Annotated in this window: 28 protein-coding genes; 8 read left to right on the top strand and 20 right to left on the bottom strand. The window is 61.7% G+C overall.

Annotated features, from left to right (window positions below; translation table 11 throughout):
- Positions 1-332: 332 nt before the first annotated feature.
- The gene (locus tag NKK47_RS20175) at positions 333-686 is read left to right on the top strand and encodes a hypothetical protein (RefSeq protein WP_352578025.1); all 354 of its coding nucleotides are present in this window, start codon (positions 333-335) and stop codon (positions 684-686) included.
- A 101-nt stretch (positions 687-787) separates the two neighbouring features.
- Here NKK47_RS20175 and NKK47_RS20170 read toward each other — a convergent pair whose 3' ends face one another.
- The 3 genes from NKK47_RS20170 to NKK47_RS20160 are packed head-to-tail and all read right to left on the bottom strand — an operon-like array spanning position 788 to position 3277.
- The gene (locus NKK47_RS20170; RefSeq protein ID WP_352578077.1) at positions 788-1528 is read right to left on the bottom strand and encodes an ABC transporter ATP-binding protein; all 741 of its coding nucleotides are present in this window, start codon (positions 1526-1528) and stop codon (positions 788-790) included.
- Positions 1497-2294 carry an ABC transporter permease gene (locus NKK47_RS20165; RefSeq protein WP_352578024.1) on the bottom strand — a complete coding sequence of 266 codons (798 nt, stop codon included), beginning with the start codon at positions 2292-2294 and terminating at the stop codon, positions 1497-1499. Before NKK47_RS20165 ends, NKK47_RS20170 begins: the two co-directional genes overlap by 32 nt.
- Positions 2291-3277: an ABC transporter substrate-binding protein gene (locus NKK47_RS20160; protein ID WP_352578023.1), complete on the bottom strand. Its 987-nt coding sequence runs from the start codon at positions 3275-3277 to the stop codon at positions 2291-2293. The genes NKK47_RS20165 and NKK47_RS20160 overlap by 4 nt, the downstream gene beginning before the upstream one ends.
- Positions 3278-3894: 617 nt before the next feature.
- Between NKK47_RS20160 and NKK47_RS20155 the strand changes: the two genes are divergently transcribed.
- Positions 3895-4275 (top strand): c-type cytochrome, encoded by a 381-nt coding sequence (locus tag NKK47_RS20155; RefSeq protein WP_352578022.1) that lies wholly within the window; start codon positions 3895-3897, stop codon positions 4273-4275.
- 61 nt (positions 4276-4336) lie between these two features.
- Here the strand turns inward: NKK47_RS20155 and gph are convergent, their stop codons facing one another.
- From gph to NKK47_RS20105, 10 genes are all read right to left on the bottom strand, one after another.
- Complete coding sequence (gph, locus tag NKK47_RS20150; protein ID WP_352578021.1) at positions 4337-5038, bottom strand: phosphoglycolate phosphatase; 702 nt, start codon at positions 5036-5038, stop codon at positions 4337-4339.
- Positions 5035-5592, bottom strand: coding sequence for a thioredoxin family protein (locus NKK47_RS20145; protein WP_352455609.1), 558 nt, complete (start codon positions 5590-5592; stop codon positions 5035-5037). The genes gph and NKK47_RS20145 overlap by 4 nt, the downstream gene beginning before the upstream one ends.
- Positions 5593-5632: 40 nt before the next feature.
- Positions 5633-6319, bottom strand: a complete 687-nt coding sequence (gene rpe / locus NKK47_RS20140) for a ribulose-phosphate 3-epimerase (RefSeq protein WP_352455610.1) — start codon at positions 6317-6319, stop codon at positions 5633-5635.
- A gap of 62 nt (positions 6320-6381) precedes the next feature.
- Positions 6382-7320 (bottom strand): CbbX protein, encoded by a 939-nt coding sequence (gene cbbX, locus NKK47_RS20135; RefSeq protein WP_352578020.1) that lies wholly within the window; start codon positions 7318-7320, stop codon positions 6382-6384.
- Positions 7321-7327: 7 nt separating this feature from the next.
- Positions 7328-7762 carry a ribulose bisphosphate carboxylase small subunit gene (locus tag NKK47_RS20130; protein ID WP_023678835.1) on the bottom strand — a complete coding sequence of 145 codons (435 nt, stop codon included), beginning with the start codon at positions 7760-7762 and terminating at the stop codon, positions 7328-7330.
- Between the two features lie 18 nt (positions 7763-7780).
- A complete protein-coding gene (locus tag NKK47_RS20125) occupies positions 7781-9274 on the bottom strand; it encodes a ribulose-bisphosphate carboxylase large subunit (protein WP_502905022.1) in 1494 nt (497 codons plus the stop codon).
- A gap of 22 nt (positions 9275-9296) precedes the next feature.
- Complete coding sequence (gene fba, locus NKK47_RS20120) at positions 9297-10376, bottom strand: class II fructose-bisphosphate aldolase (RefSeq protein ID WP_352578019.1); 1080 nt, start codon at positions 10374-10376, stop codon at positions 9297-9299.
- Between the two features lie 10 nt (positions 10377-10386).
- Entirely contained in the window at positions 10387-12408 is a 2022-nt protein-coding gene (tkt, locus tag NKK47_RS20115) for a transketolase (protein ID WP_352578018.1), read from the bottom strand.
- Positions 12409-12418: 10 nt separating this feature from the next.
- The gene (locus tag NKK47_RS20110) at positions 12419-13291 is read right to left on the bottom strand and encodes a phosphoribulokinase (protein ID WP_023678839.1); all 873 of its coding nucleotides are present in this window, start codon (positions 13289-13291) and stop codon (positions 12419-12421) included.
- Positions 13292-13296: 5 nt separating this feature from the next.
- On the bottom strand, positions 13297-14343 hold the full coding sequence (locus tag NKK47_RS20105; protein ID WP_352578017.1) for a class 1 fructose-bisphosphatase: 1047 nt from the start codon (positions 14341-14343) through the stop codon (positions 13297-13299).
- Positions 14344-14466: 123 nt separating this feature from the next.
- Between NKK47_RS20105 and NKK47_RS20100 the strand changes: the two genes are divergently transcribed.
- Positions 14467-15426 (top strand): LysR family transcriptional regulator, encoded by a 960-nt coding sequence (locus tag NKK47_RS20100; RefSeq protein ID WP_352578016.1) that lies wholly within the window; start codon positions 14467-14469, stop codon positions 15424-15426.
- A 198-nt stretch (positions 15427-15624) separates the two neighbouring features.
- On the opposite strand, the gene NKK47_RS20095 is transcribed toward NKK47_RS20100, so the two are convergent.
- A complete protein-coding gene (locus tag NKK47_RS20095) occupies positions 15625-16083 on the bottom strand; it encodes a nuclear transport factor 2 family protein (RefSeq protein WP_352578015.1) in 459 nt (152 codons plus the stop codon).
- Between the two features lie 111 nt (positions 16084-16194).
- Positions 16195-16557: a hypothetical protein gene (locus tag NKK47_RS20090; protein WP_352578014.1), complete on the bottom strand. Its 363-nt coding sequence runs from the start codon at positions 16555-16557 to the stop codon at positions 16195-16197.
- A gap of 79 nt (positions 16558-16636) precedes the next feature.
- Here NKK47_RS20090 and NKK47_RS20085 point away from each other — a divergent pair, with 79 nt between their 5' ends.
- The 4 genes from NKK47_RS20085 to NKK47_RS20070 all read left to right on the top strand — a co-directional run bounded on the left by NKK47_RS20085 (position 16637) and on the right by NKK47_RS20070 (position 19944).
- Complete coding sequence (locus NKK47_RS20085; protein WP_352578013.1) at positions 16637-17215, top strand: TetR/AcrR family transcriptional regulator; 579 nt, start codon at positions 16637-16639, stop codon at positions 17213-17215.
- A 46-nt stretch (positions 17216-17261) separates the two neighbouring features.
- Entirely contained in the window at positions 17262-18566 is a 1305-nt protein-coding gene (fabF, locus tag NKK47_RS20080; protein ID WP_352578012.1) for a beta-ketoacyl-ACP synthase II, read from the top strand.
- A 66-nt stretch (positions 18567-18632) separates the two neighbouring features.
- On the top strand, positions 18633-19448 hold the full coding sequence (locus tag NKK47_RS20075) for an oxidoreductase (protein ID WP_352458841.1): 816 nt from the start codon (positions 18633-18635) through the stop codon (positions 19446-19448).
- A 295-nt stretch (positions 19449-19743) separates the two neighbouring features.
- On the top strand, positions 19744-19944 hold the full coding sequence (locus NKK47_RS20070) for a hypothetical protein (RefSeq protein ID WP_023678847.1): 201 nt from the start codon (positions 19744-19746) through the stop codon (positions 19942-19944).
- Positions 19945-19971: 27 nt separating this feature from the next.
- Here the strand turns inward: NKK47_RS20070 and NKK47_RS20065 are convergent, their stop codons facing one another.
- The 5 genes from NKK47_RS20065 to NKK47_RS20045 form a co-directional block, all read right to left on the bottom strand.
- Positions 19972-20601 carry a hypothetical protein gene (locus NKK47_RS20065; protein WP_352578011.1) on the bottom strand — a complete coding sequence of 210 codons (630 nt, stop codon included), beginning with the start codon at positions 20599-20601 and terminating at the stop codon, positions 19972-19974.
- A complete protein-coding gene (locus tag NKK47_RS20060) occupies positions 20601-21461 on the bottom strand; it encodes a lanthanide ABC transporter permease protein PedC (protein WP_352578075.1) in 861 nt (286 codons plus the stop codon). The genes NKK47_RS20065 and NKK47_RS20060 overlap by 1 nt, the downstream gene beginning before the upstream one ends.
- An 11-nt stretch (positions 21462-21472) precedes the next feature.
- The gene (locus NKK47_RS20055; protein ID WP_352578010.1) at positions 21473-22261 is read right to left on the bottom strand and encodes a lanthanide ABC transporter ATP-binding protein PedB/LutE; all 789 of its coding nucleotides are present in this window, start codon (positions 22259-22261) and stop codon (positions 21473-21475) included.
- A 98-nt stretch (positions 22262-22359) separates the two neighbouring features.
- Positions 22360-23325, bottom strand: coding sequence for a YVTN family beta-propeller repeat protein (locus NKK47_RS20050; RefSeq protein WP_352458844.1), 966 nt, complete (start codon positions 23323-23325; stop codon positions 22360-22362).
- Between the two features lie 21 nt (positions 23326-23346).
- The gene (locus tag NKK47_RS20045; protein ID WP_198023614.1) at positions 23347-24522 is read right to left on the bottom strand and encodes a lanthanide ABC transporter ABC transporter substrate-binding protein PedA1; all 1176 of its coding nucleotides are present in this window, start codon (positions 24520-24522) and stop codon (positions 23347-23349) included.
- A 307-nt stretch (positions 24523-24829) separates the two neighbouring features.
- Here NKK47_RS20045 and NKK47_RS20040 point away from each other — a divergent pair.
- Positions 24830-25140: alcohol dehydrogenase catalytic domain-containing protein (locus NKK47_RS20040; RefSeq protein WP_352578009.1), on the top strand; the 311-nt coding region annotated here is incomplete at its 3' end.

Here is a 25140-nt window from a genome sequence, read left to right as displayed (position 1 = left end):
GATGGCCGCCAGCTGCGACACATATAGCAGCCATATTGTTCCCGTATTCTCAAGGTGATACACATTTGACTTTATTTCGATATATTCTACGAGGCACCTCGGGGTAAGTATGCGTGCATCTCGCTGGCTGCCGATAGTGAGCGACGCATGAAATAAACGCGTGAAGGAGGGTGCGCAGGGGGTCATGAAGCTGGCTCTTGTCGGTCGATAGGGCATTCCTCCTTTGGTCGTATACGCAGGCCATGGGCGCTTGACTGGCTTTGCGGCACGTCGCCAATTGGAGCGATGATCCCGTCTGGATGCATGGTGTCCAGGCCAACTGGAGGTTCCTCATGATAAGGTCTGTTGGATCTCTCACCTTGTCGGTGGCCTTTGCGGCGACGCTGGCCTTTGCGAACTTGGCCAGCGCCGCGGGAGACTACCCGACGGCAACGATTGCCGACTACGTGCTCGGCTGCATGCAAACAAATGGCCAGACACGTCAGGCGCTTGAAAGCTGTTCCTGCTCGATCGATGTTATCGCCTCGATCCTTCCTTACGATCACTATGAGAGGGCGGAGACCTTCAAAAGCATGTCGCTGACGACAGGGGAGGCCGCAGGGTTGTTTCGCGAAAGCGCGCCAGCGAAGGCAGCGCGCACGGAACTGAAGCGCGCGCAGGCGGAAGCCGACGTACGTTGCTTTTAATCAGGCGAAACAGGCGTGCATGGCAGTGCCTCACAGTCTCGCCGTTTTATTGGCCATTGGCTGCGAAATACCTTGCAATCCGCATTCGAGCCGTAAGGCGATCAGGCCACGCCCGGAAATTTTTGCTGGAACGACAGCAAAAGGTCGCTCATCACCTGTGGGTTGCGATGTTGCCGCGGCAAGCCTACGTCGAACATGCCGAGCACATGGGCAGGGCGCTGCGCAAGCACGATGATGCGGTCCGACAGCATCAGTGCCTCGCGCAGATTGTGCGTTACCATCAAGGCGGTCGTGGGCCGCGCCGACCAGACGGTCAAAAGCAGGTGCCGAAGCCGCTCGGCGGTCTGTTCGTCGAGGGAGGCAAAGGGTTCGTCCAGGAAAAGCACCGCCGGTTCGGTGGCGAAGGCCCTGGCAAGCGCTGCCCTGCGCGCAAGGCCGAGCGAAAGCTCCGCCGGATAGAGCGAGCGCATGCCGGCGAGGCCGAGAGTGTCAAACAGCTCGTCGAGACTCTTCGCTCTTAGGCTTTTCGGCAGCGCCAGCCTGACATTCTGCTCCACCGTCCGCCATGGCAGCAAAGTAGGCTCCTGGAACACGGCGGCGATGCGGTTCGAGCCGCCTTGCGGCAGTTGGAAAGAGCCGGAAAAGTCTTTGTCCAGTCCAAGCAGGATGCGCAACGTCGTGGTCTTGCCGCAGCCCGACGGCCCAAGCAGACAAGCGAATTCGCCCTGCCGGACCTCGAAAGACAGACCCTGAAGCGCCGTGATCGAGACGCCTTGCGCGGACCGGAAGGTCTTTTCAGCGATGTCGACCCTAAGCGGGACGACCGCGCCAACGGGTTGCATGTCGTTCAACGGGCTGCACCAGGAGGAGTTCGATGACAAGCATCACCGCCACGAAAGCCAGCGTGTACGCGAGAATGGCGGCGACGTCGAAGAGCTGGAAATAGAGATAGATCTGGAAACCGACGCCATTGGAGCGGCCGAGCAGTTCGACCACCAGGACGATCTTCCATATGAGGGCGATGCCGGACCGCGAGGCCGCGGCAAAATAGGGCTGCAGTTGCGGCAGCAGGACATGGCGGATGCGCTCAAGTGGGGCGAAGCGGTAGACGGCGGCCATTTCGCCATAACGCGGATCAAACGCCCTGGCGCCTTCGCGCATCGTCACCACGACATTCGGGATCTTGTTCACGGCAACTGCGCCAATCGCCGCCGCCTCGTTGAGGCCGAACCAGATATAGGCGAGCACGATGACCACCAGCGCGGGAATGTTGAGAAACAGGACCACCCACGGACTGAAGAACCGGTCCGCACCGCGATAGCTGCCGAGGATGACGCCGATGACCGAGCCGATAATCATTGCGACGACGTACGCCGCAGCAACCCGTCCGAGCGTCGCGCCAAGGTGATAAAAAAGGTCGCCGCTCGCCGCTTCCCTGAGCAGCACCTGCCAGACCTGCCCTGGTGAGGGGAAAGCACGGCTTTGCCACAGATGGGCCGCGAGGCTCCACAGCAGGCAAAGTCCCAGCAGGGAAACCGTTACCGTCAGCGCTGGTGTCAGCGCCGTCGCAAAGCCGGATCGACCCGACTTGTCTGCCGTTGCGGTCATTTCGCGAGTTCCGGCCAGAACGTGCCGGGCGCCATCTCGGGCGCCCTGCCAACCAGCTTCTCGCCGCCTATCGCGGCCAGCACGTGATAGAGTTTGCCCGCATCGACCGCTTCTTCGGCGACCGGCCGTCTTGGGATGCCCTGGCGATAGCGGTCGCGCAGTTTTTCCAGCTCGTTGCCTTCTGCGCGAATGAGTGGCGCCAGGCGCAGCCATTCATCATCGGATTTGGCCAGCAAGTCCTTGGCCTGCTTGGATGCCTTGACGAAGCCCCGGGCGGCATCCGGATTGTCGCTCGCCCATTGGTCGTGGAAGACGTAGCCGAGTGCCGACACGGGGCCCGAGGCACCAAGCGCTTTCGTCGCGTCATCCGCACCGATCAACCGACGAAAGCCATTGGCCTCGAGCCGGGCGCAGAAATGCCAGAAATTGAGCACGGCATCGAGTTCGCCTTGCATCGCCTTTTCAGAAATCAGCGGCGGCGCGCCAAAGACGACGTCACAGGCTGTCGGCAGGTCGAGGCCGTGATCGCGTCTGGCCAGCGCCTGGACCAGTAGCCAGCTCTTGTCGAGCGGGCCGCCGGCGACACCGATTTTCTTTTCCTTGAGGTCGGCGAGCGTCCGGATCGGCGATTCCTCCTTCACCATGATTGCCCCCACGGCGGTCGAATAAGGGGCCAATGTAAGGTCGCCGCCCTCGGAGCGCTGGCGCGAGACCCACAGCCAGTCGGTCACGATCATGTCGATCGCGCCGGCCAGCAGCGCGACGTTGGTCGCATCCTCCCCGGCGAAGTAGACAATTTCCAGATCGATCCTGTTGGCCTCGTCGAGCTTGTGGCGTTTCAACGTATCGAGTTCCCAGCTCACGGTGCCGAACTTCAGGACACCAATTCGGACCTTAGCGGCCGCAAAGACGGCAACCGGCTTTGAGGCGAGGATGGCCCCCAGAGCTGCCAAGCGCAGCGTCGTGCGCCGCGAAATCATCATGGCGTCTCCTCTTTTAGGGTCGTCGACGAACCAGGAATGTCGATCAAATCGCTCGTTCCTTGCTCGGAACGGCACATTTCCAGCGCACGACCTTGAGACTCGGATGTTCCTAAGACCATTTTGCGATCTCGGCGGGCGCCAGGAACATGCATTGGAACAGAGAGCCGCGGCTCTCGAAATAGAGATGTTCATCTCGGCAATTGCCCGGATTGGCGCTAAGGCACACCGCTAATATGAGATCGACCATGTCCATTTGGCACTTATCGTCGCCTGCGCGGCGAACTCTCCAGAGTTCGTGCTTTGGAGTTGCGCGGATTCCTGAAGGTGCCCAAACAGCAAACCGGTTGGAGTGAGGCTACGCGTTCGGCCAACAGGCGTCAATGATGTGGACCGCGTGTCGCTACACACTTCCCTTCGCGCAGTCGGGAAACGAAACAGGACCTTTGTACGATTGACTTCCTTCATCGGCAGTCTAGCTTTTCGAGGCGTGCAGGTGCTGCCAGTCCGGGGAGGAAGGACGAATAGTTCGCTCTCCCGCTTTAAAACGAATGCCGGCGATCAAGGCATCGACACGCGTAAAGTGTCCCGGGCACTCACACGATCAATGAGGAAATGCCATGCGCGCAGTCGCATTTTTCGCCGCCGTGTCCGTCGCCACCTTTGTCACTACCCAGTCTCAGGCACAGGATGCCGCGGCGGGTGAGAAGGTCTTCGCCAAATGCAAGGTCTGCCACGTCGCAGACAAGGACCAGAACAAGATCGGTCCGTCCTTGAACGGCGTTATCGGCCGAACGGCCGGGACGCATCCGGGGTTCAGCTATTCCAAGGCCATGACCGAGGCCGGCAAGTCCGGCGTCAAATGGGATGAGGCCACGCTGACGACCTACCTTCGCGATCCCAAGGCGATGGTCAAAGGAACCAAGATGGCGTTTGTCGGCCTCAAGAAAGACGAGGACATCGCCAACGTCATTGCTTATCTGAAGCAATTCTCAAAATAACGCGGTACCACCGGCCGTTGGACTGCGCTCGGCCGGCGTTGGCTCGGCTTTGCGCATGGGGTCACGCAGCGTCTTGCAGCCTCTGCATCGCTGACGGCAGATCGAACAGGCTGTCGCAAACGAGGTCGGCGCAAAGCTCTTCAACGGGAATTTGGCTGTATCCGCCACGCAGCAGAATGACTGCCATGCCGGCGGCGCGGGCGGCGGCCACGTCGGCGCTGCTGTCTCCGACCATCAGCGCGTCACGAGGTTCGACCTGAAGCAGGTCGAGCGCCAGCAACAGCGCGTCTGGCGCCGGTTTCAAGTATGTCACCGCGTCTCCGCCGATGATCGCGCCGAGATATTCCGTCAGCCGAAAATGCAGCAGGATTTCGCGAGCCGCCAGCTGCGGCTTGTTGGTCACCACGGCCATGGCTATTCCGCTCAAATGCAAGTGCGTGAGAACCTCCCTGACGCCAGGCATCAGCCTCGTGCGGCCGGTCAGATGCCTGCGATAGATCGGCGCCATGACGCGGTTGGCCTCATCGAGCGCGCTGCCGAGGAGCGGCGTGCCGGAAGCCGCGAAGGCTCGTTCGACCAGTTTCCTGATGCCGCCGCCGATCATGGCCTTGACCTGATCCAGCCGCAGCGGCGGCAGATCGCGTCCGGCCAGCAATTCGTTGACGGCGGCCGCTATATCAGGCGCCGAATCGACCAGCGTGCCGTCGAGATCGAACAGGATCGCCTTGCGCGATCGAAACGGCCTGACTGCGCCGACGTTCATGCAGCATCCTTCCACTTGATCGAACAGCCGATCGAAGCGATCTGGTCCAGCGGTCCGTCGCCGGTTCGGGCAACCTGCTTCATCGCCTCGAACAGGTCGCGCCTCAGTCCGGGCGATTCGGCGTCGCGTCGCGACGCGTCAAGCCGGCCGCGATATTGCAGCGTCAACTCGTTGTTGAGCCCGAAGAAATCCGGAGTGCAAACGGCTCCGTAGGCACGCGCCACCGTCTGGTGCTCGTCATGGAGATAGGGGAAAGTGAAGCCGTTCGTCCCGGCGAAGAGCTTCATGTTGTCGAAGGAATCATCCGGATAGGCGTCGCTATCGTTGGAGTTGATCGCGACAAAGCCGATGCCTTCGGCCTTGAGGTCATTGGCATCGTGCACCATCCGTGAAATCACCGCCTTCACATAGGGGCAGTGGTTGCAGATGAAGGCCACCACCAGCCCGTTCGGGCCGGCGTGGCTTAAGATCGAATGCGATGTGCCGTCGACGCCGGGCAAAACGGCGTCGATGGCTCGCCAGCCGAAATCGCAGACAGGTGGGATTGCCGCCAAGATTTCCTCCGATGAAATGTTTGCCCTCCGATGAAACGGTTTACGCCGCTTTCCGGATCGCCCCGTCGGCCGCCTGCCTGATGGTGCCGATATTGGCGCGATAGGCCGCCTCGGTGCCGCCCTTAAAGATGGCCGAGCCGGCGACCAGCACATTGGCACCGGCCGCGGTGACAAGCGGAGCGGTTTCGGGCGTGACGCCGCCGTCGATCTCTATGTCGATCGGACGATGGCCGACCAGCGCCTTGACCCGCCTGACCTTGTCGACGACCGCCGCAATGAAGGCCTGGCCACCGAAGCCCGGATTGACCGTCATCAGAAGCACCAGATCGAGCCGGTCAAGTACATATTCGATGACGCTTTCCGGCGTTGACGGGTTTAGCGACACGCCGGCCTTCTTGCCGAGATTTCTGATTGCCTGCAGCGATCGGTCGAGATGCGGTCCGGCCTCGGCATGCACCGTAATGATGTCGCAGCCGGCATCGGCGAAGGCGCCTAGATAGGCGTCGGCCGGCGCGATCATCAGGTGGCAATCGAAGACCTTGTCCGTTCGATTGCGGATCGCCTTGACCACCGGCGGACCGAAGGTGATGTTGGGCACGAAATGGCCATCCATCACATCGAGATGGATCCAATCGGCACCCGCCCGGACGACCGCTTCGACCTCGTCGCCGAGCCGCGAGAAGTCCGCGGAAAGCACCGAGGGCGCGATGATTGTTTTGGTATCCATGGTCGTCGGCTCCCATTCTGTCGTCCGTTTCCGGTCGCTGCACACCAACCGCCGTCATCTTGTCAGCGCGCCTTCGTCTCCGGTTCGCCTTCGAGCTTACCTTCCGCGAACACGCGGCTGCCGCGAATATCGGATTCCTCGATGGTGATAAGATCGATTTTCGTCAACGCCCGGTCGCGCGATGCGAAAAGCCGGCTGGCCTGGCGAAGCCGCGCCCGGTCGAGGCTATTGCGAACGGAGCGGGCGTTGGAGAAATGCGGCAGCCGCATGCGGATCGGGAGATACTCTTCGAGCGCCTTGGCCGCCGCTTCGCTGAGACGGTAATTCTGTTCCGCCAGCATGATCTCGGCGATTGATTTGAGTTCGCTGACGCCGTAGTCCGGAAAATCGAGGTGATGGGCGATGCGCGAGCGCATGCCGGGATTGCTGTCGAAGAAGCGGTCCATCTTGTCCTTGTAGCCGGCAAGAATCACAACCAGATCGTCACGGCTGTTTTCCATGCATTGCAGCAGGATTTCGATCGATTCCTGGCCGTAGTCGCGTTCGTTCTCGGGCTTGTAGAGATAGTAGGCCTCGTCGATGAAAAGCACCCCGCCCATGGCGCGCTTGATCACTTCGCGGGTTTTGGGCGCGGTGTGGCCCACATACTGGCCGACGAGATCGTCGCGCGTCACCGCGACCATGTGCCCTTCGCGGACATAGCCAAGACGATGCAGGATTTCGGCCATTCTGAGCGCCACGGTGGTCTTTCCGGTACCGGGATTTCCAGTAAAGTTCATGTGCAGCGTTGGCGCGCCAGAGATCAGCCCGAACTTGCGGCGAAGCCGGTCGACCAGGAGCAGCGCAGCGATCTCGCGGATGCGGGTCTTGATGGGCTTCAGGCCGACGAGTTCGCGGTCGAGCTTGTCCATCACCTCGTCGATGTTGGACGCCTCGAACTCGGCCTGTAGATCAACCGATTCGCCCTGCGCGGCAGCGCTCTTTGCTATCGCGTCCAGCATGGTTCGCCTAGCTCCGTTCGCCTTCGGGCCTGTCGGTCGCATAAGGCACGATCGAATAGCCCTGACTGCGGCCGTCACGCTCTTGGCGCAGCAGCCGGAACCCGGGTTCATTGGGTGGCCGGTTGACGATGAATGACATGCGCGGTGCTTCCCAGCCCTTGGTCGAATCGAAGGCGGTGACCCGGACATACATGTTGGGCATGGCTTTCCGGCAATTGTTGACTTCAAGCAGGATGCCCGCCGGGTCCCTCAGGTCGAACATCGGGTTGCCGTACATTTCCCAATAGGTGTTTCGCGGATGTGGATCGTCCGTGTATTCGACGCTGACCGCCCAGTGGTTTTTCAGTGCGTATTTGATCTGCGCCGAAATCTGCTCATCGGTTAGCTCGGGCAGGAACGAAAACTGTCCCTGCGTGACCTTGTTTCCGGGATTGGTCATCATGGCGACGGTTCCTTTCGTCTAGAAGCTCGGCGTTGCGGTTGGCACAAAGTCGGCCGTGTCGGTCGATTCGTAGTTGAAGGTGACGTCCTTCCACGTCTCCAGGGCCGCCTTGAGCGGCGTGCACCATCTGGCCGCCTGTTCGAGGATTTTGGTCCCTTCGCGCAGATAGTCGCGGCCCTCGTTGCGGGCGAGGATCATCGCCTCCAACGCGACGCGATTGGCCGTCGCGCCGGCCTGGATGCCGTCCGGATGGCCGATCGTGCCGCCGCCGAACTGCAGGATGACGTCCTCGCCGAGATAATGGATCAACTGGTGCATCTGGCCGGCATGGATGCCACCGGAGGCGACGGGCATCACCTTGTTGAGCGAGGCCCAGTCCTGATCGAAGAACAGCCCGGTTTCGAGGTTCTGCGGCGTGCGCTCCTCGCGCAGCGTGTCATAAAACCCCTTGATCATAAGCGGGTCGCCTTCCAGCTTGCCGACCACCGTGCCGGCATGGATGTGATCGACGCCGGCCATCCGCATCCATTTGCAGATGACGCGAAAATTCATGCCGTGGTTCTTCTGGCGCGAATAGGTCGAGTTGCCGGCCCGATGCAGATGCAGGATCATGTCGTTGCGGCGTGCCCACTTGGCCATCGACTGGATTGCCGTGTAACCAATGACGAGGTCGATCATGACGATGCAGGAGCCAAGCTGTTTTGCAAATTCGGCGCGCTCGTACATCTCCTCCATCGTGCCGGCGGTGACGTTGAGATAATGGCCCTTGACTTCGCCGGTGGCGGCCGACGCCTTGTTCACTGCCTCCATGCAGTAGAGGAAACGGTCGCGCCAATGCATGAAGGGCTGTGAGTTGATGTTCTCGTCATCCTTGACGAAGTCGAGGCCACCCTTCAGCGCCTCGTAGACGACGCGGCCGTAGTTGCGGCCGGACAGGCCAAGCTTCGGCTTCGTCGTTGCGCCGAGCAGCGGCCGGCCGAACTTGTCGAGCCGCTCGCGTTCCACCACGATGCCGGTCGCCGGGCCCTGGAAGGTCTTGAGGTAAGCCACCGGGATGCGCATGTCCTCGAGCCGCAAGGCCTTGACGGCCTTGAAGCCGAACACGTTGCCGATGATCGATGCAGTCAGGTTGGCGATGGAGCCGGGCTCGAACAGGTCGAGGTCGTAGGCGATATAGGCGAAGTACTGTTGCTCGATCCTGGTGCCTGGACCTGTGTTCGGCACCGGCTCGGATTTGAATGCCTTGGCGCGGTAGAGCTCGCAGGCGGTCAGCCTGTCGGTCCACACCACGGTCCATGTCGCGGTAGAGGATTCACCGGCGATGGCGGCGGCCGCCTCCTCGTGGTCGACGCCGGGCTGCGGCGTGACCCGAAACATGGCGATCAGGTCGGTCTCCTTGGGCCGGTAGTCCGGCTCCCAGTAGCCCATCTTCTTGTAGGGGATGACGCCCGACCTGTAGCGTTCCTTGCCTTCCTTGAGCGTGCCTGCTGAGGGCATGTCGATCTTGTTCATGGGCAGGTCTCCTGTTTGCCGCTCAGGCGGCTTTCGCGGTTGCGATATGGGGGTCGAGCTTTCCTGCGGCGTAACGTTTCGCCATCTCATCCATGGCGATCACCCTGATCTTCGACGCGTGGCCTGCGGTGCCGAAGCGTTCGAAGCGATCGCGGCAAAGGTCGCGCAGGGCGTCCATGGCGGGTTTCAGGAATTTACGCGGATCGAATTCGCGCGGGTCCTCCGTCGCAACGCGGCGGAACTGCCCGGCCATGGCCATTCGGCAATCGGTGTCGATGTTGACCTTGCGCACGCCGTAGCGGATGCCGCGCTCGATTTCCTCGACCGGGACGCCAAAGGTCTGGGGCATCTCGCCGCCATAGTTGTTGATGATGTCCTGCAGTTCCTGCGACACGGAGGAAGACCCGTGCATGACCAGATGCGTGTTGGGCAGCTTTTCGTGAATCGCCTCGATCACCTGCATGGCCAGGATACCGCCGTCAGGCTTGCGGCTGAATTTATAGGCGCCGTGCGAGGTACCGCAGGCGATCGCCAGCGCGTCGACCCGGGTGGCGGTCACGAAGTCGACCGCCTGATCGGGATCGGTCAAAAGCTGGTCATGGGAAAGCGCACCTTCGGCGCCGTGCCCGTCCTCGGCCTCGCCCTGGCCGGTTTCCAGCGAGCCGAGCACGCCGAGCTCGCCTTCGACCGAAGCGCCGACCCAATGTGCCATGCGTGCGACACGTTCGGTGATGGCGACGTTGTAATCGTAGCTCGCCGGTGTCTTGGCATCCGCCATCAGCGATCCGTCCATCATCACCGAGGTGAAGCCGTGGCGGATCGCGGACAGGCAGGTGGCCTCGTTGTTGCCGTGATCCTGATGGATGCATAGCGGAACGGCCGGATGGATTTCGGTCAACGCCTCCATCATCTTGGCCAGCATGATGTCATTGGCATAGGAACGGGCGCCGCGCGAGGCCTGGATGATAACCGGCGCATCGCAGGCCCTGGCGGCCTCCATGATGGCGAGGCCCTGTTCCATGTTGTTGATGTTGAATGCCGGCACCCCGTAGCCGTGCTCGGCGGCATGGTCGAGAAGCTGGCGAAGGGTGATGCGGGCCATGGTCGTCCTCCTAGATGATGAGCTTCAGCGCCGCTGCCGCGACGGCTTCGGGCGTGATGTCGAAATGCCGGTAGAGATCCGGGGCAGGGGCGCTGGCGCCGAAACCGGCCATGCCGACGAAAGTGCCGGTGTCGCCGATCCAGCGGTCCCAGCCGAGCCGTGCTGCGGCTTCGATGGCAATGCGGGGCGCCGAGCCGAGGACGGCCTTGCGGGTGCCGGCGTCCTGCTCCTCGAAAAGCTCCCAGCACGGCATCGAGACAACCGCGGCGGCGACGCCGTGCTCGGTCTCCAGCCGTAGGGCGGCGGCAACCGCGATTTCGACCTCCGAGCCGGTGGCGATCAGCGTCACCGCGCGGTGCCCGGCTGGCTCGCGCAGGATGTAGGCGCCCCGGCTCGACCGGTTCTCGTCGCTGTGTGGCTCGTCGCTAGGTGCTTGGCGCAGCATCGGCAGGTTCTGGCGCGAGAGCACCAGCACGCTTGGCCGCTTCTCGCTCTTCAGCGCCAGTTCCCAGCACTCCGCCGTTTCGATGATGTCGGCCGGACGGAAGACGTTGAGGTTTGGCGTCGCCCGCAGCATCGCCAGGTGCTCGACCGGCTGGTGGGTCGGGCCGTCCTCGCCGAGACCAATGGAATCATGCGTCATCACATAGATGACGCGCTGGGCCATGAGCGCCGAGAGCCGCATCGCGCCGCGCGCGTAGTCGGCGAAGCACAGGAACGTGCCGCCATAAGGCACGAAGCCGCCATGCAGTGCGATGCCGTTCATGGCTGCGGCCATGCCGTGCTCGCGGATTCCATAGTGGATGTAGCGGCCGGCGTAGTCGCCCGGTGCGATGCGGTTCATACCCTTGGTGATCGTCAGGTTCGAATGCGTCAGATCGGCGGAGCCGCCGACGGTCAGTTCGGTTGCGCCATTGATCGCAGCGAGTGCCATTTCCGAGGCTTTTCGCGTTGCAACCTTGGTCGCCTTCCCGACATGCTCCTTGCGGAAAGCGCCGAGCGCTTCGAAGACCGCGTCGGGCAGGGCGCCGGCGACCGCGCTCTCGAAGGCCTGCCGCCGTGGTGAGGCGGCAAGCCGCTGCTCCCAGGCGCGGCGTGCCGCTTGACCGCGGCCGGCAATCTCGCGCCAGGCGAAAAGGATATCGTCCGGCACCTCGAACGGCGCGAAGGCCCAGCCGATGTTTTCGCGCGTCGCGGCGATCTCCGCATCGCCCAGCGGCGCGCCATGCGTCTTTTCCGAACCGCCCAGATTGGGCGCTCCCTTGCCGATCACCGTGCGGCAGGCGATCAGAGACGGCTGGTCCGATTGCTGCGCCGCTTCGATTGCCGCCGCAACGGTTTCGGTGTCGTGGCCGTTCACCGACTGGACATGCCATCCAGCGGCTTTGAACCGCGCCGGCTGGTCCATCGATGTCGACAGGGAAGTGGGCCCGTCGATCGAGATCGCATTGTCGTCCCAAAAGACGATCAGCCGGGAGAGCTTCAGGTGACCGGCAAGATCGATCGCCTCGTGGCTGATGCCTTCCTGCAGGCAGCCGTCGCCGGCGATCGCGTAGGTGAAATGGTCGACAAGATCGGCGCCGTGGCGGGCCGCAAGCATGCGCTCCGCCAGCGCCATGCCGACAGCGGTCGAAATGCCTTGTCCAAGCGGGCCGGTCGTCGTCTCGATGCCAAGCGCATGGCCATATTCCGGATGTCCGGCGGTGCGGCTGCCCAACTGGCGAAACCGCTGCAATTCTTCGATAGGCATGTCTTCAAAGCCTAGCAGGTAATGCAGCGCATACTGCAGCATCGAGCCGTGCCCGGCCGACAGCACGAAGCGGTCACGATCGGGCCAATTGGGGGCCGACGGATCGATATTGATGAAGCGGCTGAACAGCACCGTTGCGACATCGGCCATGCCCATCGGCATGCCCGGATGACCGGAATTGGCCTTTTGGACGCTGTCCATCGCCAGTGCGCGAATGGCGTTGGCCATGTCGCGCTCCGAGACGGCGGCGACGGGCTTCAGTGCTGCTGCTTGGCTGTTCATGGCGTCCTCCTCACGACACACGGTTCTTGCGTTCGATCAATTGCAGGATGAGCGGCGTCAGGATCAGCTGCATGGCAAGGTCGAGCTTGTTGCCGGGCACCACTATGGAATTCGGCCGCGACATGAACGAGTCGTGGATCATCGAAAGCAGGTAGGGGAAATCGATGCCGCGGGGATTGGCGAAGCGGATAACCAGCATCGATTCGTCGGGCGTCGGTATCCAGCGCGCAATGAATGGATTGGACGTGTCGACGATCGGCACGCGCTGGAAGTTGATGGCGGTCTGCGAAAACTGCGGGACGATGTAGCGGACATAGTCCGGCATGCGACGCAGGATCACGTCCATCACTGCCTCGGTGGAATAGCCGCGCGTTGCGCGGTCGCGATGGATCTTCTGGATCCATTCGAGATTTATGACCGGCACCACGCCGATCTTGAGATCCGCGTGCCTGGCCAGGTTGATCTTGTCGGTGACGACGCAGCCATGCAGCCCCTCGTAGAAGAGCAGGTCGCTCGGCGGAAATTCGCGCCATTCGGTGAAATGTCCCGGCGGCGTGCCGTACTGCTTCTCCTCATCCTCATCATGGATGTATGTGCGGGTCTTTCCGGTTCCCCGGCGGCCATATTCCTCGAATACCTCTTCGAGGATTGCCAGTTCATTGGCCTCGGCGTGGAAGTGGGTGAAGTTCGGATTGCCCGCCTTTTCCTCCTCGGCCACCTTCGCCTTCATCGTGGCGCGGTCGTAGCGATGGAAAGCATCGCCTTCGATGAAGGCGGCCCCGATGTTCTCGCGCCGGAAGATCAGTTCGAAGATGCGCTTGACAGAGGTGGTGCCTGCGCCCGACGACCCGGTGATGGTAATGATGGGGTGCTTTGCCGACATGGTCTTCAGGCCCTGAAAAGGCCGCGGCGGCTGAAAAGCGGCGCGCGTTCGCCGATGGCGCTCGGTTCGCTGTGGTAGCGGGTGATGCGCGCGACTTCGCGCGCCGATCCGAAAACCATGGGCACGCGCTGGTGAAGGTTCTCTGGTTCGATTTCGAGGATGCGGGTGATCGTATCGGTGGCGGCACCGCCCGCCTGTTCGACGAGATAGGCGATCGGGTTTGCCTCATAGACGAGGCGCAGTCGCCCCTGGCGGTAAGTCTTGCGCTTGTCGCCTGGATACAGGAATACGCCGCCGCGCATCAATATGCGGTAACAGTCCGCGACCAGGGAGGCGATCCAGCGCATGTTGAAGTCCTTCTCACGTGGGCCTTCGGTACCTTCGAGGCAGTCGTCGATGTAGAGCCTCACCGCCTCGTCCCAGTGCCGGTAGTTGGCGGCGTTGATGGCGAATTCCTGGGTACGCTGGGGGATGACCCGGCTCTCATAGGCCTGGACGAAGGTGCCGAGCCTGGTCGAGAGAACGAAGACATGCGTACCGCTGCCGAGCGACAGAACCAGCGCCAGCTGCGGCCCGTAGATGAAGAAACCGGCGCCCAGCTGGTTCACGCCTGCCTGCAAAAACGAGGCGGCCGGATTCCCATCCGGCGCACCAATTGCAGGGAGGAGCGAGAAGACCGTTCCGATCGACACGTTGGTGTCGATGTTGGATGAGCCGTCGAGCGGGTCGATGGCGATGGCAAGAGGCGCTTGCCTGTCGAGCAGCACCGGCTGCTCCAGTTCCTCGGAAGCGTAGAGCGCGATCGGAGCGTGGCGCATGGCGTTGAGGAAGATGTCATCGGCGAAGACATCGAGATCCTTCTGGATGTCGCCGTCAGCATTGGCGCCGCGGGTTCCCGCAAAGGCCGTGCCGAGCACCCCTTGATTGATGGTGTTGCGGATCGTGGTGGCCGCCTGCGTCAGCTGACGGATGGTCGCTACGACGGCGGAGCGCAGTTCGTCCGGCTCGCCAAGATAGGAGTTCAGAAAAGCGTCGAGCGTTGCCGCTGGCATCGTAACCTCCCGATCCAGCCGCCTCTCCTCGGGTCGGCCGGATTGGGAAAGGAGAACAAACGACGCTGGATAAGTAAAATTCAATAACTTTACTCAGGCAATAAAAAAATTTTAGTATGCCATATGAGAAACCTCACGCTCAAGCAGTTCAAGACCGTTCAGGCAATCGTCGCCCACGGGAGAATCGTCAGTGCGGCCAAAGTGTTAGGCCTGTCTCCTCCAGCGGTGACGATTCAGTTGCGGCAAGTTGAGGAAGAGTTCCAGCTGGCCTTGTTCGACCGAACGTCGGACGGCATGCGTCCCACTGCCGCAGGTCTGGCCTTCGTCGAGACGGCACAGGCCATCGAGGAGCGGCTTCGTCTGCTCGAAGACAAGATGGATGCAATCAAGGGCGTGCGCGCCGGCAGCTTGCGGCTCGGCGTCGTTTCCACGGCCAAATATTTCGCACCGCGGCTGATGGCCGCCTTCATGAAGGAACATCCCGATATCGACATGCGCCTTGCCATCGGCAACCGCGCCGAGACGATCGACAATCTGAAGAACCACGACATCGATATCGCGCTGATGGGACGCCCGGCCAAGGAAGTCCCGGTGCGTGCTTCGGTCTTCGGCGATCACCCGCTGGTCATCATCGCACCGCCCGACCACCCGCTGGCGTCGGCACGCGACATTTCCAAGGAGCGGATCGCCGAGGAGCATTTCCTCATTCGCGAGCCCGGCTCCGGAACGCGCATCTCACTGGAAATATTCCTGAGCGACGTCCCCGGCCGCATCGACGATCTCGGCGTCGAGATGGACTCGAACGAGACCATCAAGCAGGCGGTGATGGCCGGGCTCGGCATCGCGTTCATCTCTGCCCACACCATCGCTGCCGAAACCGAAGCCGGCCGGCTGGTCATCCTCGACGTCGTCGGCATGCCGATCCGCCGGCAATGGTTTTCGGTGATGCGCAGCGATCACGCGATCTCGCCGGCGATGGCGACCTTCCACGATTTTCTGATGCGCAAGGGCGCGATGTACCTGCCACTGTTCGGCAAGCTCTATCCGCACGAGGAGCCGAACACCAAACGTCGCGCGACTTAGGGCGCGGGCGGTCCAGGCGAACGCTTCAGACAAGCGGCTGATCGGCTGTGATCTCCAGACCGACATCCACGCGCCGAGGATAGGGAGGCATCGCTGGTAGCACGCATTTGCGGAGCCGAGTCGACCGCCCTCCATGCGCTGGCCCACGCGGTAGCGCCCCCGCGTTCACGGAACGGGTGGGCTTTGACTGAGCGTCTGCTAGCCTACAATTGGTTCGGCGACAGCTTCTTCGAGGCCAGCTGCCGCTTGGGCGGCAAGACCGCGGGCCGCTGCTTGTGAATCGTAAAATTCCTCAAGTGCATAGACTCTGCCCCACCGCAGGGTGAACACGTGGAGACCACGGTTGACGTACGACGCGTCGCCATTGAGCAGCGTTGCGGTGCCGTCCCACTGGGCAAACACGGTAGTATGCCACGGCCAGCCCTTCACCCAGATGTGGTTGACCGTGAGATGGAGATTGGGCAGGACGCGGCCGAGGCGCTCAAACCAGCGGCGCATGGCTTCTTTGTCGTGGCGCTCACCACCAAGCGCGTGGGCGCCGGAAACGCGGTGATGGACATGCAGCGCGAGTGCCTTCACCGCCTCATCCCAGCGATGGTTGTTGACGTGGTCGAAGCTCTCTCGGATCGATTTCTCGACAAAATAACTGTATAGCATTTGACCTCTCCCCAAACTTATTCGATGGCGTGATCGAGGCACCGTGTGGCGAGCCGAGCGGACGCGAGAGCCCACGGCCAGCAGCACGCCGGCTGCGGTCTGAATTTCGGCTCAGCGTATTGTCGCGTCGGCTCGCAGATGCATGTCAGTCTCGGTCGACACCGTCACCTCATTCCCGGACCTTGAGAACGCGTAGAGCGAGTCCTGGTGGCCCGGCATGGAAAATGCCACGGAGTCGTCGTCGGCGAGGCCCATGACGACGCGCAGCGGATCGCCCCCGGTCTTCGGCGCGAAGGTGGCGGTGACCTCCAGGAGGCCGCCGTCGACCGGGACGTAGTAGACAACCATGTCAAGGGGTCCCTCGTGCAGGCTGCCGCCCTCGATCGGGCGTCCGATGGTGGCTTCCTCGGCAAAAGCCGGGGTCGCAAGAAACAGCGCGGCCAGGAGCGATGCGCTCAGGGTTTTGCGGATCATTTCGCATCTCCTTTTTAGATTGCGTTCGAACTCTATATAGGCTATAGATTACGGACGCAATCTAAAAAAGAGGTCAACAATGCGCGTAAGTCGTACCCAGGCCGCGGAAAACCGAGAAACCGTAATCAACGTGGCAAGCCGCCTTTTTCGGGAGCGCGGCTTTGATGGTATCGGCCTTAAGGATCTGATGAAGGGTGCCGGACTGACCCAAGGCGCGTTTTACAAGCAGTTCGCATCCAAGGACGACCTGGCGGCGCAGGCGTCCAGGCGGGCGATGGAGAGCGCCACCCGTCGATGGTCGGCCGCGACTGCGGCAAACCCTGATGATCCGCTTGGCGCGGTGATCGCGTTCTACCTCAGTATGGACCATCGCGGAGAAAAGATGGACGGCTGCCCGATCGTGGCGCTCGGCTCGGATGCCGCCAGACAGGGCAAGGACGTGAAAGCGCCGTTCGAAGCCGGGATCAAGGAGCATCTCGAGATCCTCGGCCGTTTCATTGCTGAGACCAGTGGCGGGGAGTTCGATGGCAGGGCCATGGCCATTCTCTCGACGATGGTCGGTGCGCTGATGTTATCGCGCGTCATCAACGATCCTGACCTCGCGCAGGCCTTTCTGGATGCGGCGGCCAATCAAGTTCGTGAATCAGCCGGCACTTGAGCGGCGTCGCGGCGCCTGCGGCGCGCCCAAACTGACAGGAAAATAGATGCGACGGATTGTTGTTACGGGCATGGGAGCGGTTACGCCCCTTGCTGCCGATGTTGAAACGTCCTGGTCGCGTCTCCTGGCCGGCCGCTCGGGCATCCGGAGGCTTGCGGATGACGTGGTGTGCGACCTGCCGGCGAAGGTCGGCGGGGTGGTGCCCTCCACAGAAGAAGATCCGGACGCTGGTTTCGATCCGGAAGCCATCCTTCCGCCGAAGGATCAGCGCAAGGTAGACCGGTTCATTCTCTTTGCGCTGGCCGCGGCACAAGAGGCGCTCGCCCAAGCAAGATGGGCCCCCGTCTCGGAAGCGGATCGCTTGCGCACGGCCACGATCATCGCCTCGGGCGTCGGCGGGTTCCCGGCCATAACCGAGGCGGTGCGCACGGTCGACCGGCGCGGCGTCCGCCGTCTATCACCTTTTACGGTGCCGTCCTTCCTGGTGAACCTCGCGGCAGGCCACGTCTCGATCCGCTATGGCTTCAAAGGTCCGCTCGGTGCACCCGTGACGGCGTGCGCCGCCGGCATTCAGGCGATCGGCGATGCGGCTCGCCTAATCCGCGCCAACGAGGCCGATATTGCCGTGTGCGGCGGGACGGAAGCATGCATGAATCTTGTCAGCCTCGGTGGGTTTGCGGCGGCACGCTCTCTTTCGACGTCCTTTAATCACCGTCCTGATGAGGCCTCCCGACCGTTCGACAAGTCGCGGGACGGCTTCGTCATGGGCGAAGGAGCCGGCATGCTGGTCATCGAGGAATTGAGCCACGCGCTGGCGCGCGGCGCAAGACCGCTGGCCGAGCTTGTCGGCTACGGTACGACGGCGGATGCTCATCACGTCACCTCCGGTCCCGAGGACGGCGACGGTGCGCGCCGGGCCATGGAGATCGCAATCGCCCAAGCAGGGATTTCGCCCCGCGAGGTTCGTCATCTCAATGCCCATGCGACCTCCACGCCGGTGGGCGACCTGGGTGAGATCGAAGCGATCAAGAGCGTGTTCGGGCGCGATTTCGCGATAGCTGTCAGTGCAACGAAATCGGCGACCGGACACCTGCTCGGAGCCGCCGGCGGACTCGGAGCAATCTTCGCAATCCTGGCGCTCAGGGATCAGATGGCACCGCCGACCCTCAATCTGAGCGCTCCCGATCCGGCCGGCGACGGGATCGACTTCGTCGCAAACCGGGCCCGGCCGATGGCGATGGGCTATGCAATCTCCAATGGCTTCGGCTTCGGAGGCGTTAATGCCAGCGCGCTGTTCCGGCGCTGGACGGATGATCTGGCCGGCGCGAGTACCGGAGGCGCTCATGATTGACGCCTTTCGCTCCGACCTGTCGTGCTTCTCCCACGCCAATCCAAAACGAAGAAAGAAGTGACCTCCATGAACAAGACCAATCTAGGCGTCGCCCTGGTGACGGGGGCATCCAGCGGTATCGGGCACACAACGGCCAAAGCCCTGCAGAACGCGGGCTTTCGCGTGTTCGGAACCAGCCGTCGCGCGGTCGTCGACCGATCCGATGGCGTTACCATGCTGGCCTGTGACGTGACCGATGACACGTCCGTGGCGAAACTTGTCCAGGACGTGCTGGCCGAGACCGGGCGCATTGACCTGCTTGTCAATAATGCCGGCGTTGGCCTGCTTGGTGGCGCGGAGGAGTCCTCGATGGCCCAGGCCAAGTCGTTGTTTGACGTGAACGTCTTTGGCGTTATGCGAGTAACCAAAGCGGTGTTGCCGACAATGCGCCGCCAAGGCAAGGGCAGAATCGTCAATTTGAGCTCGGTGCAGGGGTTCATTCCAGCTCCCTATTTCGCGCTTTATTCGTCGACCAAGCATGCCGTTGAGGGCTATTCCGAATCGCTCGACCACGAACTGCGTACTTTCGGAATTCGCGTCGTGTTGGTGGAGCCCGCCTATACCCGCACCTCATTTGAAGAAAATCTCGCCAGGCCGGATCAGTTGCTTGACATCTATGACTCTGCGCGCGCCGGCATGAATGCAGCTGTGCGGAAAGCGATGGAAAAAGGCGATGCGCCGGAAGTGGTGGCCAGGACCGTTTTGGCGGCTGCGACCGATCCCGCTCCGAAGGGGCGCTATGCGGCTGGAAAAATGGCGCGCCAGGTCAGTTTCCTGCGCCGTTTCGTCCCCGCATCCGCTTTCGACAAGAGCCTGCGAAAGCAGAACGGACTGCCGGTCTGAGGTCGACAACAATGATATTCCTGTTTCGGTCGAGCCCATGCGAGAGCGCGTTCCAGGAGTTCACATTTTTTGGCACTGGCACAGCCGGACGCGCATCTTCGATGCGCGCGCGTCCGCGACCGAGCCCTGCGGTCATTGGCGTTAGATTAGCGCCATGTTATATTGCGGCGCGAAAGAGCGGGGGCCACGTTCCTTTCACACCCGTAAGTGATCCGTATGTGCGATCCCTGCAGACTGGTCGGTATCACGGAAACTCCCGGGCATGGGGTTCGGGAATCGATGGGGACAAGGGGTAATGCTCTACACGCTCGTTATGATGGTCTGCCTGACGGATGTGCCGCAGACCTGTGAACAACGCGAACAGATGGTGGACGGCCTGGCGATGAATCCCGGGACCGCCTTCATGCAGGCGCAATCGCTGGTAGCCCAGTGGATCGAGACGCATCCCGGTTATTTCGTTCAGCGCTGGCGCGTGCTGCCCGGCCGTGGATCGTGATATCCGCCGCGAAGATCGAATGAGGTTCTATTTCTTCGCGGCGAGCGTTTCCGAGACGGCCTTGGACAATTGATAAAGCCGCTGCTCGATTATCGTCGGCACTTCACAGACGTAGGTCAGTGATTGGACGCGTTCATTGAAAATTCGCGTTGCGAATTTCAGCTGTTCGGTTCGCCGATCGATCTCTTCGGGATCTGCATCCGGCTTTGCCCGCAATGCATCGACATCGGACGCTTCCTTGCGCAACGCGGCGGCCATTTCGAGCTGCTTGTGCGCGTAGCGGGAAATGCCGGAGATCACCTGCGAGCGCTCGGCGTCCAGGTGGTCGAACATGCCTTGCACCATCATCGCCATTTTGGGTGCAAGTTGCTCGGCCGGCAAGGAGGCCGCGAAATCCCTGATCTTCTTTTGAGCTTCCGCAATCGGCATCCGGCGAGCTGCCACGTCCTCGATCAGGGCGGAGATGGTGGGGTCCTTCGACCAGTCCTTCGCGGCTGAAGGAAGGTCCGGTCCGCTCCAGATCTGGCCGAGCGAGAGTTGCGGCACCTTGCGCTGCATGCAGGGCCAGTCTGGATCGGGGTTGGCTGCCATGGCGTTGACGCCCGGCGCGAGCATGGCGACCAGAGCCAGACCGCGAACATGGATCATTCGCGCCATCAGGCATTTCCTCCCGTGTCCTGTTTGCGGGTCATCAGGCCGCGCGAAGGGTCGTAGGCGATGATGGCGGCGGCAAGGAACAGCAGCGTGCAGCCGGCAACGACGCCCAGCGACAGCCAGTCAATCTGGCCGTAGAAGGCAAAGCGGATCAGTTCGACGGCGTAAGTAAATGGATTGGCGAGGCAGATTTTGTAGAGCAGGGGGCTAGCCTCCTGGATACGCCACAAGGGATAGAGTGCCGGAGAAGCGAAATAGCCGGGAAAGATGACGAAGTTCATGATGCCAGCGAAGTTTTCGAGCTGCTTGATCATTGAGGACAGAAGCATGCCGAGCGCGCACAGCATCATGCCTGACAGGAACAGCGCCGGCAGCACGGTGAGATAGCCAAGCGGCGGCGCCTTGACGCCCCAGAACCAGGCAACGATCAGGAACGCGTAAACCTGCGCGATCGACACGGCGACACCGGCGAGCATCTTCGAGATCAGTAAAAACCAACGCGGGAAGGGGCTGACCAGCAGGGTGCGCATGTTGCCCATTTCGCGATCATAGACCATCGACAGCGAAGACTGCATGCCCGAAAACAGCAGAATCATGCCGCACAGGCCCGGCGTGATGTAGACCTCGTAGAGCACGTAGGTCTTGTAGGGCGGGATGATCGATACGCCGAGCACCTGCCGGAATCCGGCGGCAAAAATGAACAGCCAGACGAGCGGCCGAACCAGCGAGGATATAAAGCGCTCGCGCTGATGCAGGAAGCGCAGGCACTCCCGCACGACGATCCCTTTGAGGCAAACGAGGTAGTGGTGGAGCCCAAACTGTTCGAACTTCACCGGCGTGAGGGCGGCGACTTTTGCGGGCATTGCGGGAGCGCTCATGGCGACATCTCCGCGATGCCGCTTGTTTCGATGCGGTTGAGCCTGGAAAAGGCATCGCGGATCGAACTGGCACCGCTCGTCGCAACGACATCGGCCACCTTACCCTTGGCAACCAGCTCGCCCTGCCGCAGCACGACGACATGGTCGCCGTCTTCGACCTCATCGATCAGATGCGTCGCCCACAGCACACCGATGCCCTCGGTTTCGACGAGTTTGCGGATGGTGGCCAAAATGCCCGCACGCGACTGGATGTCGAGACCGACCGTCGCCTCGTCGAGCAGCAGCAGGGAAGGGCGGTGGAGCAGCGCCCGCGCGATCTCGATGCGCCGCATTTGGCCGCCGGAAAGACTGCGTGCCTTGTCATGCTGACGGCCCTGCATGTTGACTGTATCGAGCAGCGCGGCAATGCGCTGCCGGGCTTGGTGTCCGCCAATGCCATGCAGCGAGGCGTGGTAGGAGAGGTTCTGGTGGACGCTGAGGTCGAGGTCGAGCGTGCGTGCCTGGAATACGATGCCGACACGCCTGAGCGCTTCGCCCGAAGCGCGGCTGACGTCATGGCCGAAGATGCGGATCGATCCGCGGCGGGTGCCGTAAAGATGGCTGATCAGTGAGAACAAAGTTGTCTTGCCGGCTCCATTGAGGCCGAGCAGAACGGTGAAAGTTCCCGGCGCGATCGAGAATGAGACGTCCTGGAGCGCTCGCTTCGGACCATAGGAATGGCTGATGCCGGCAACATCGAGCGCTGCCACCTCCTCTCCAGCTCCGCTTGTCCTCACATGCTGCATGCCGCTGGCTCCTTCGGGGCGCGCTGGTCATCTAGTGCACTTGCAACATCCCCGCGGCAAATATTCATCACGTCGGCCTCCCTGATCATTGCTGCGGTCTAGTAGGGCGATATGGCCACGCCCCAAGGCTGCTGGCCCACCGTAACCGATTGAACCGGCTCGTCCGTCGCCGTGTCGATGAAGGTGATGTCGTTGGAATTGCCGTTGGTGGTGATCAGCGTCTTCTGATCGGGGGTGAAGTCGAGATGCCAGACGCGCTGGCCGACCAGGATGTATTTTTCCACCTCGTAGGTTTCGGTGTTGATGACGGCGACGTGGTTCGCTGGGCCGAGCGCGACATAGGCTTTCTTGCCGTCCGCGCTGATTGCGATGCCGACCGGCTGGATGGTTTCGGGCCGCAGTCCCGCAATCGCGAACTGGATCTTCTTCACCACCTCGCGTTTGAGACTGTCGATGACGCTGACGGTACCGCCGATTTCGGCACTGACCCAGATCTGTGATCCGTCGGGCTTGAATTGCGCAAAGCGCGGACGCGTGTCGACCAGGACGTTGTCGGTCACCTCATGGCTGTCGGTGTCGATGAAATGCGCCATGCTGGTGGTTTCGGAGGTGTTGACCATGGTTTTGCCATCGGGACTGACGGCCATGCCTTCAGGCTCCACCCCAACGGGAATCTCGGTCATGACCTGCTTGCTCTCGACGTTGATCGCGGTGACGAGATTGTCGTCCTCGTTGGCGACGTAGAGCGTCTTGCCGTCGGGCGAAAGCACGAACAGTTCGGGATCGGGGCCTGATGGCAGCGTGCCAACGATCTGCAGCGTCGCGGTATCGATGATTTCGATCGTATCGTCATCGCTGGCGCACAAATAGATGAACTTGCCGTCATGCGAGATGGTGATACCGCGCGGCCTCTGGCCGACTTCGACGGTCTTCACCACTTGCATCGTCGCCGTGTCGACGACCGTTATCGTATTGTCTTTCTCGTTGGAGACATAAACGGTGTAAGCCCACGCCGGATTGGCCATGAAGCCGAGAATGGCGAGTGCGCAAGCTCGTCTCTGCACGAAAATTCCTCCCGATTGGTTCTACTTAAGGACGCATTTCGTTTCCGGCTGATCGACGCCGAGCGTATCGAGCTCGGAGATTTGGTGAAGATAACCCTCCTGTGGCGATGTCGAGACCACGGATTTGGTGTCGCCGAGCAGGATTGGCTGGCGAAGCTGATGGTTCCACTTGCGGAAGGTCAGCTTCTGTCCTTTGAAGGCGGCGACCGAGAAATCGTCCGAGCGGATATAGTCGCTGATCTTCTTCGGATCGTCGCCATTGGTCCGTGTGCTGGCTTCGCCCACCGCCCGCACCGCCGTCCAGGCCGACATATCCTTGGACAGCATTCGCCGGCCGGTCGTCCTCAGGAAACGGCTTTGCATTTGAATGCCACCCCATTGCTCGCTCGCGGGATGCCAGGACGATGCGACAAGACCGGCCGTGCCAGCGACCAGCCGCGGTGTCCAGGTGCGGTAGGGCACATAGGTTCCGAACACCTCGCTCTCATCAGCGACAAGCACCACGTCATGCTCCGGCAGATCCTGCGTGAACACGGAAATCTGCTGCTGTATCTGCGTGGCGCCGGTGTCGGTGCGGCGCGCCGTGCCAGTGTCTTTGAACTCCTTCTCGGCGACGATCTGACCGCCGAAGCGAGCCGCCGCGCGGCGCAACGCGGCCGCATAGAGATGATCCCGCTCATGCGAACCATAGAGCAGCACCCAATTCGGCCATTTCTTTATCACGAGATACTGCGCCAGCGCGTCAGCCAGCATGCTTCGTGTCGGCGCCACATGGAAAATGTTTATGCGGCAGTCTTCCTCGCGCAGGCTGTCGTCTGTGGCACCGACATTGAAGACCAGAACGCCCTTGTCGCGGGCGATGTCGGCGATCGACAGCAATTGCCTGGCCGAGAGGTCAGCGACAACATAGCGGTCACCTTTGGCAATCAGATCGTTGAACGCCTGAACCGCGTCGGCGTCCGGCTTGACCTCGGCTATGTCGAGGCTGAATTTCTGGCTGAGGAACTTTCCTGTCGTGTTGTTATCGCCGATCGCCACATTGGCGCCGGCGACACCTTCGTCGCGTGGCGGCAGGTCCAGCAGGGAAAGCGCCAGTTGCGGCGCGTAGGCCCGCAAATAACCTATTCTGATTTCGGTTATCTTTCTTTCCGGCCTGTCGGCCGCGACCGGTTGCTTGCCCGTCACTTCCTGGGCCATCACGCCTGTAACGTTGGCGGTCTGGAAAAAAAAGCACAAAAAGGCCGCGAGAGTGCCTGGCACCGCGCTCGTCATCGATAAAACTGCCCATTCTTGCACTAAAGTCCGATTGTTCCCGGACCAGCGCGAATTCAAGGTGCCCACAATGAGCTTAGCGGACGCCACAAGATTTATCAAAGCCGTGCAAGTGGACTTATGTGTCTGCTTTAGTCCTATGCCTTTTCGAGGATGAATGAGCGTGTTGCGGTCTCATCCGCAGCAATGGCGGAATGAGAAACTCTATGGGTCGTCATGGGAGGATTGCCTGATGAAAACGCGCGCCGCTGTCGCCGTCGCCGCCGGAAAGCCGCTGGAGATCATGGAGGTCGACCTCGAAGGCCCCCGTGATGGCGAGGTGCTGGTCGAGATCAAGGCAACCGGCATCTGCCACACCGACGAGTTCACGCTGTCGGGCGCCGACCCGGAAGGCCTGTTTCCGGCGATCCTCGGCCATGAGGGCGCCGGCATCGTCGTCGACGTCGGCAAGGGCGTCACCTCGGTCAGGAAGGGTGACCATGTCATCCCGCTCTACACGCCGGAATGCCGGCAGTGCCCGTCCTGCCTGTCGCGCAAGACCAA

The sequence above is a fragment of the Mesorhizobium sp. M0019 genome (assembly GCF_040323975.1).
Classification (GTDB): domain Bacteria; phylum Pseudomonadota; class Alphaproteobacteria; order Rhizobiales; family Rhizobiaceae; genus Mesorhizobium.
Note: the sequence above shows the minus strand (reverse complement) of the source record. Positions and strands in the feature narration are given on the sequence as shown.

Excerpts from the sequence above, each read along its gene's own strand:
- NKK47_RS20100 (WP_352578016.1), top strand. The coding sequence starts at position 14,467 with ATGAGAAACCTCACGCTCAAGCAGTTCAAGACCGTTCAGGCAATCGTC.
- NKK47_RS20160 (WP_352578023.1), bottom strand. The coding sequence starts at position 3,277 with ATGATGATTTCGCGGCGCACGACGCTGCGCTTGGCAGCTCTGGGGGCC.
- rpe (WP_352455610.1), bottom strand. The coding sequence starts at position 6,319 with ATGGATACCAAAACAATCATCGCGCCCTCGGTGCTTTCCGCGGACTTC.
- tkt (WP_352578018.1), bottom strand. The coding sequence starts at position 12,408 with ATGAACAGCCAAGCAGCAGCACTGAAGCCCGTCGCCGCCGTCTCGGAG.
- NKK47_RS20125 (WP_502905022.1), bottom strand. The coding sequence starts at position 9,274 with ATGAACAAGATCGACATGCCCTCAGCAGGCACGCTCAAGGAAGGCAAG.
- NKK47_RS20110 (WP_023678839.1), bottom strand. The coding sequence starts at position 13,291 with ATGTCGGCAAAGCACCCCATCATTACCATCACCGGGTCGTCGGGCGCA.
- fabF (WP_352578012.1), top strand. The coding sequence starts at position 17,262 with ATGCGACGGATTGTTGTTACGGGCATGGGAGCGGTTACGCCCCTTGCT.
- NKK47_RS20060 (WP_352578075.1), bottom strand. The coding sequence starts at position 21,461 with ATGCCCGCAAAAGTCGCCGCCCTCACGCCGGTGAAGTTCGAACAGTTT.
- NKK47_RS20070 (WP_023678847.1), top strand. The coding sequence starts at position 19,744 with ATGCTCTACACGCTCGTTATGATGGTCTGCCTGACGGATGTGCCGCAG.
- NKK47_RS20065 (WP_352578011.1), bottom strand. The coding sequence starts at position 20,601 with ATGGCGCGAATGATCCATGTTCGCGGTCTGGCTCTGGTCGCCATGCTC.
- NKK47_RS20105 (WP_352578017.1), bottom strand. The coding sequence starts at position 14,343 with ATGCCAGCGGCAACGCTCGACGCTTTTCTGAACTCCTATCTTGGCGAG.
- cbbX (WP_352578020.1), bottom strand. The coding sequence starts at position 7,320 with ATGCTGGACGCGATAGCAAAGAGCGCTGCCGCGCAGGGCGAATCGGTT.
- NKK47_RS20090 (WP_352578014.1), bottom strand. The coding sequence starts at position 16,557 with ATGATCCGCAAAACCCTGAGCGCATCGCTCCTGGCCGCGCTGTTTCTT.
- NKK47_RS20130 (WP_023678835.1), bottom strand. The coding sequence starts at position 7,762 with ATGATGACCAATCCCGGAAACAAGGTCACGCAGGGACAGTTTTCGTTC.
- gph (WP_352578021.1), bottom strand. The coding sequence starts at position 5,038 with ATGAACGTCGGCGCAGTCAGGCCGTTTCGATCGCGCAAGGCGATCCTG.
- NKK47_RS20095 (WP_352578015.1), bottom strand. The coding sequence starts at position 16,083 with ATGCTATACAGTTATTTTGTCGAGAAATCGATCCGAGAGAGCTTCGAC.
- NKK47_RS20170 (WP_352578077.1), bottom strand. The coding sequence starts at position 1,528 with ATGCAACCCGTTGGCGCGGTCGTCCCGCTTAGGGTCGACATCGCTGAA.
- NKK47_RS20075 (WP_352458841.1), top strand. The coding sequence starts at position 18,633 with ATGAACAAGACCAATCTAGGCGTCGCCCTGGTGACGGGGGCATCCAGC.
- NKK47_RS20085 (WP_352578013.1), top strand. The coding sequence starts at position 16,637 with ATGCGCGTAAGTCGTACCCAGGCCGCGGAAAACCGAGAAACCGTAATC.
- NKK47_RS20175 (WP_352578025.1), top strand. The coding sequence starts at position 333 with ATGATAAGGTCTGTTGGATCTCTCACCTTGTCGGTGGCCTTTGCGGCG.
- NKK47_RS20155 (WP_352578022.1), top strand. The coding sequence starts at position 3,895 with ATGCGCGCAGTCGCATTTTTCGCCGCCGTGTCCGTCGCCACCTTTGTC.
- NKK47_RS20045 (WP_198023614.1), bottom strand. The coding sequence starts at position 24,522 with ATGGCCCAGGAAGTGACGGGCAAGCAACCGGTCGCGGCCGACAGGCCG.
- NKK47_RS20055 (WP_352578010.1), bottom strand. The coding sequence starts at position 22,261 with ATGCAGCATGTGAGGACAAGCGGAGCTGGAGAGGAGGTGGCAGCGCTC.
- NKK47_RS20165 (WP_352578024.1), bottom strand. The coding sequence starts at position 2,294 with ATGACCGCAACGGCAGACAAGTCGGGTCGATCCGGCTTTGCGACGGCG.
- fba (WP_352578019.1), bottom strand. The coding sequence starts at position 10,376 with ATGGCCCGCATCACCCTTCGCCAGCTTCTCGACCATGCCGCCGAGCAC.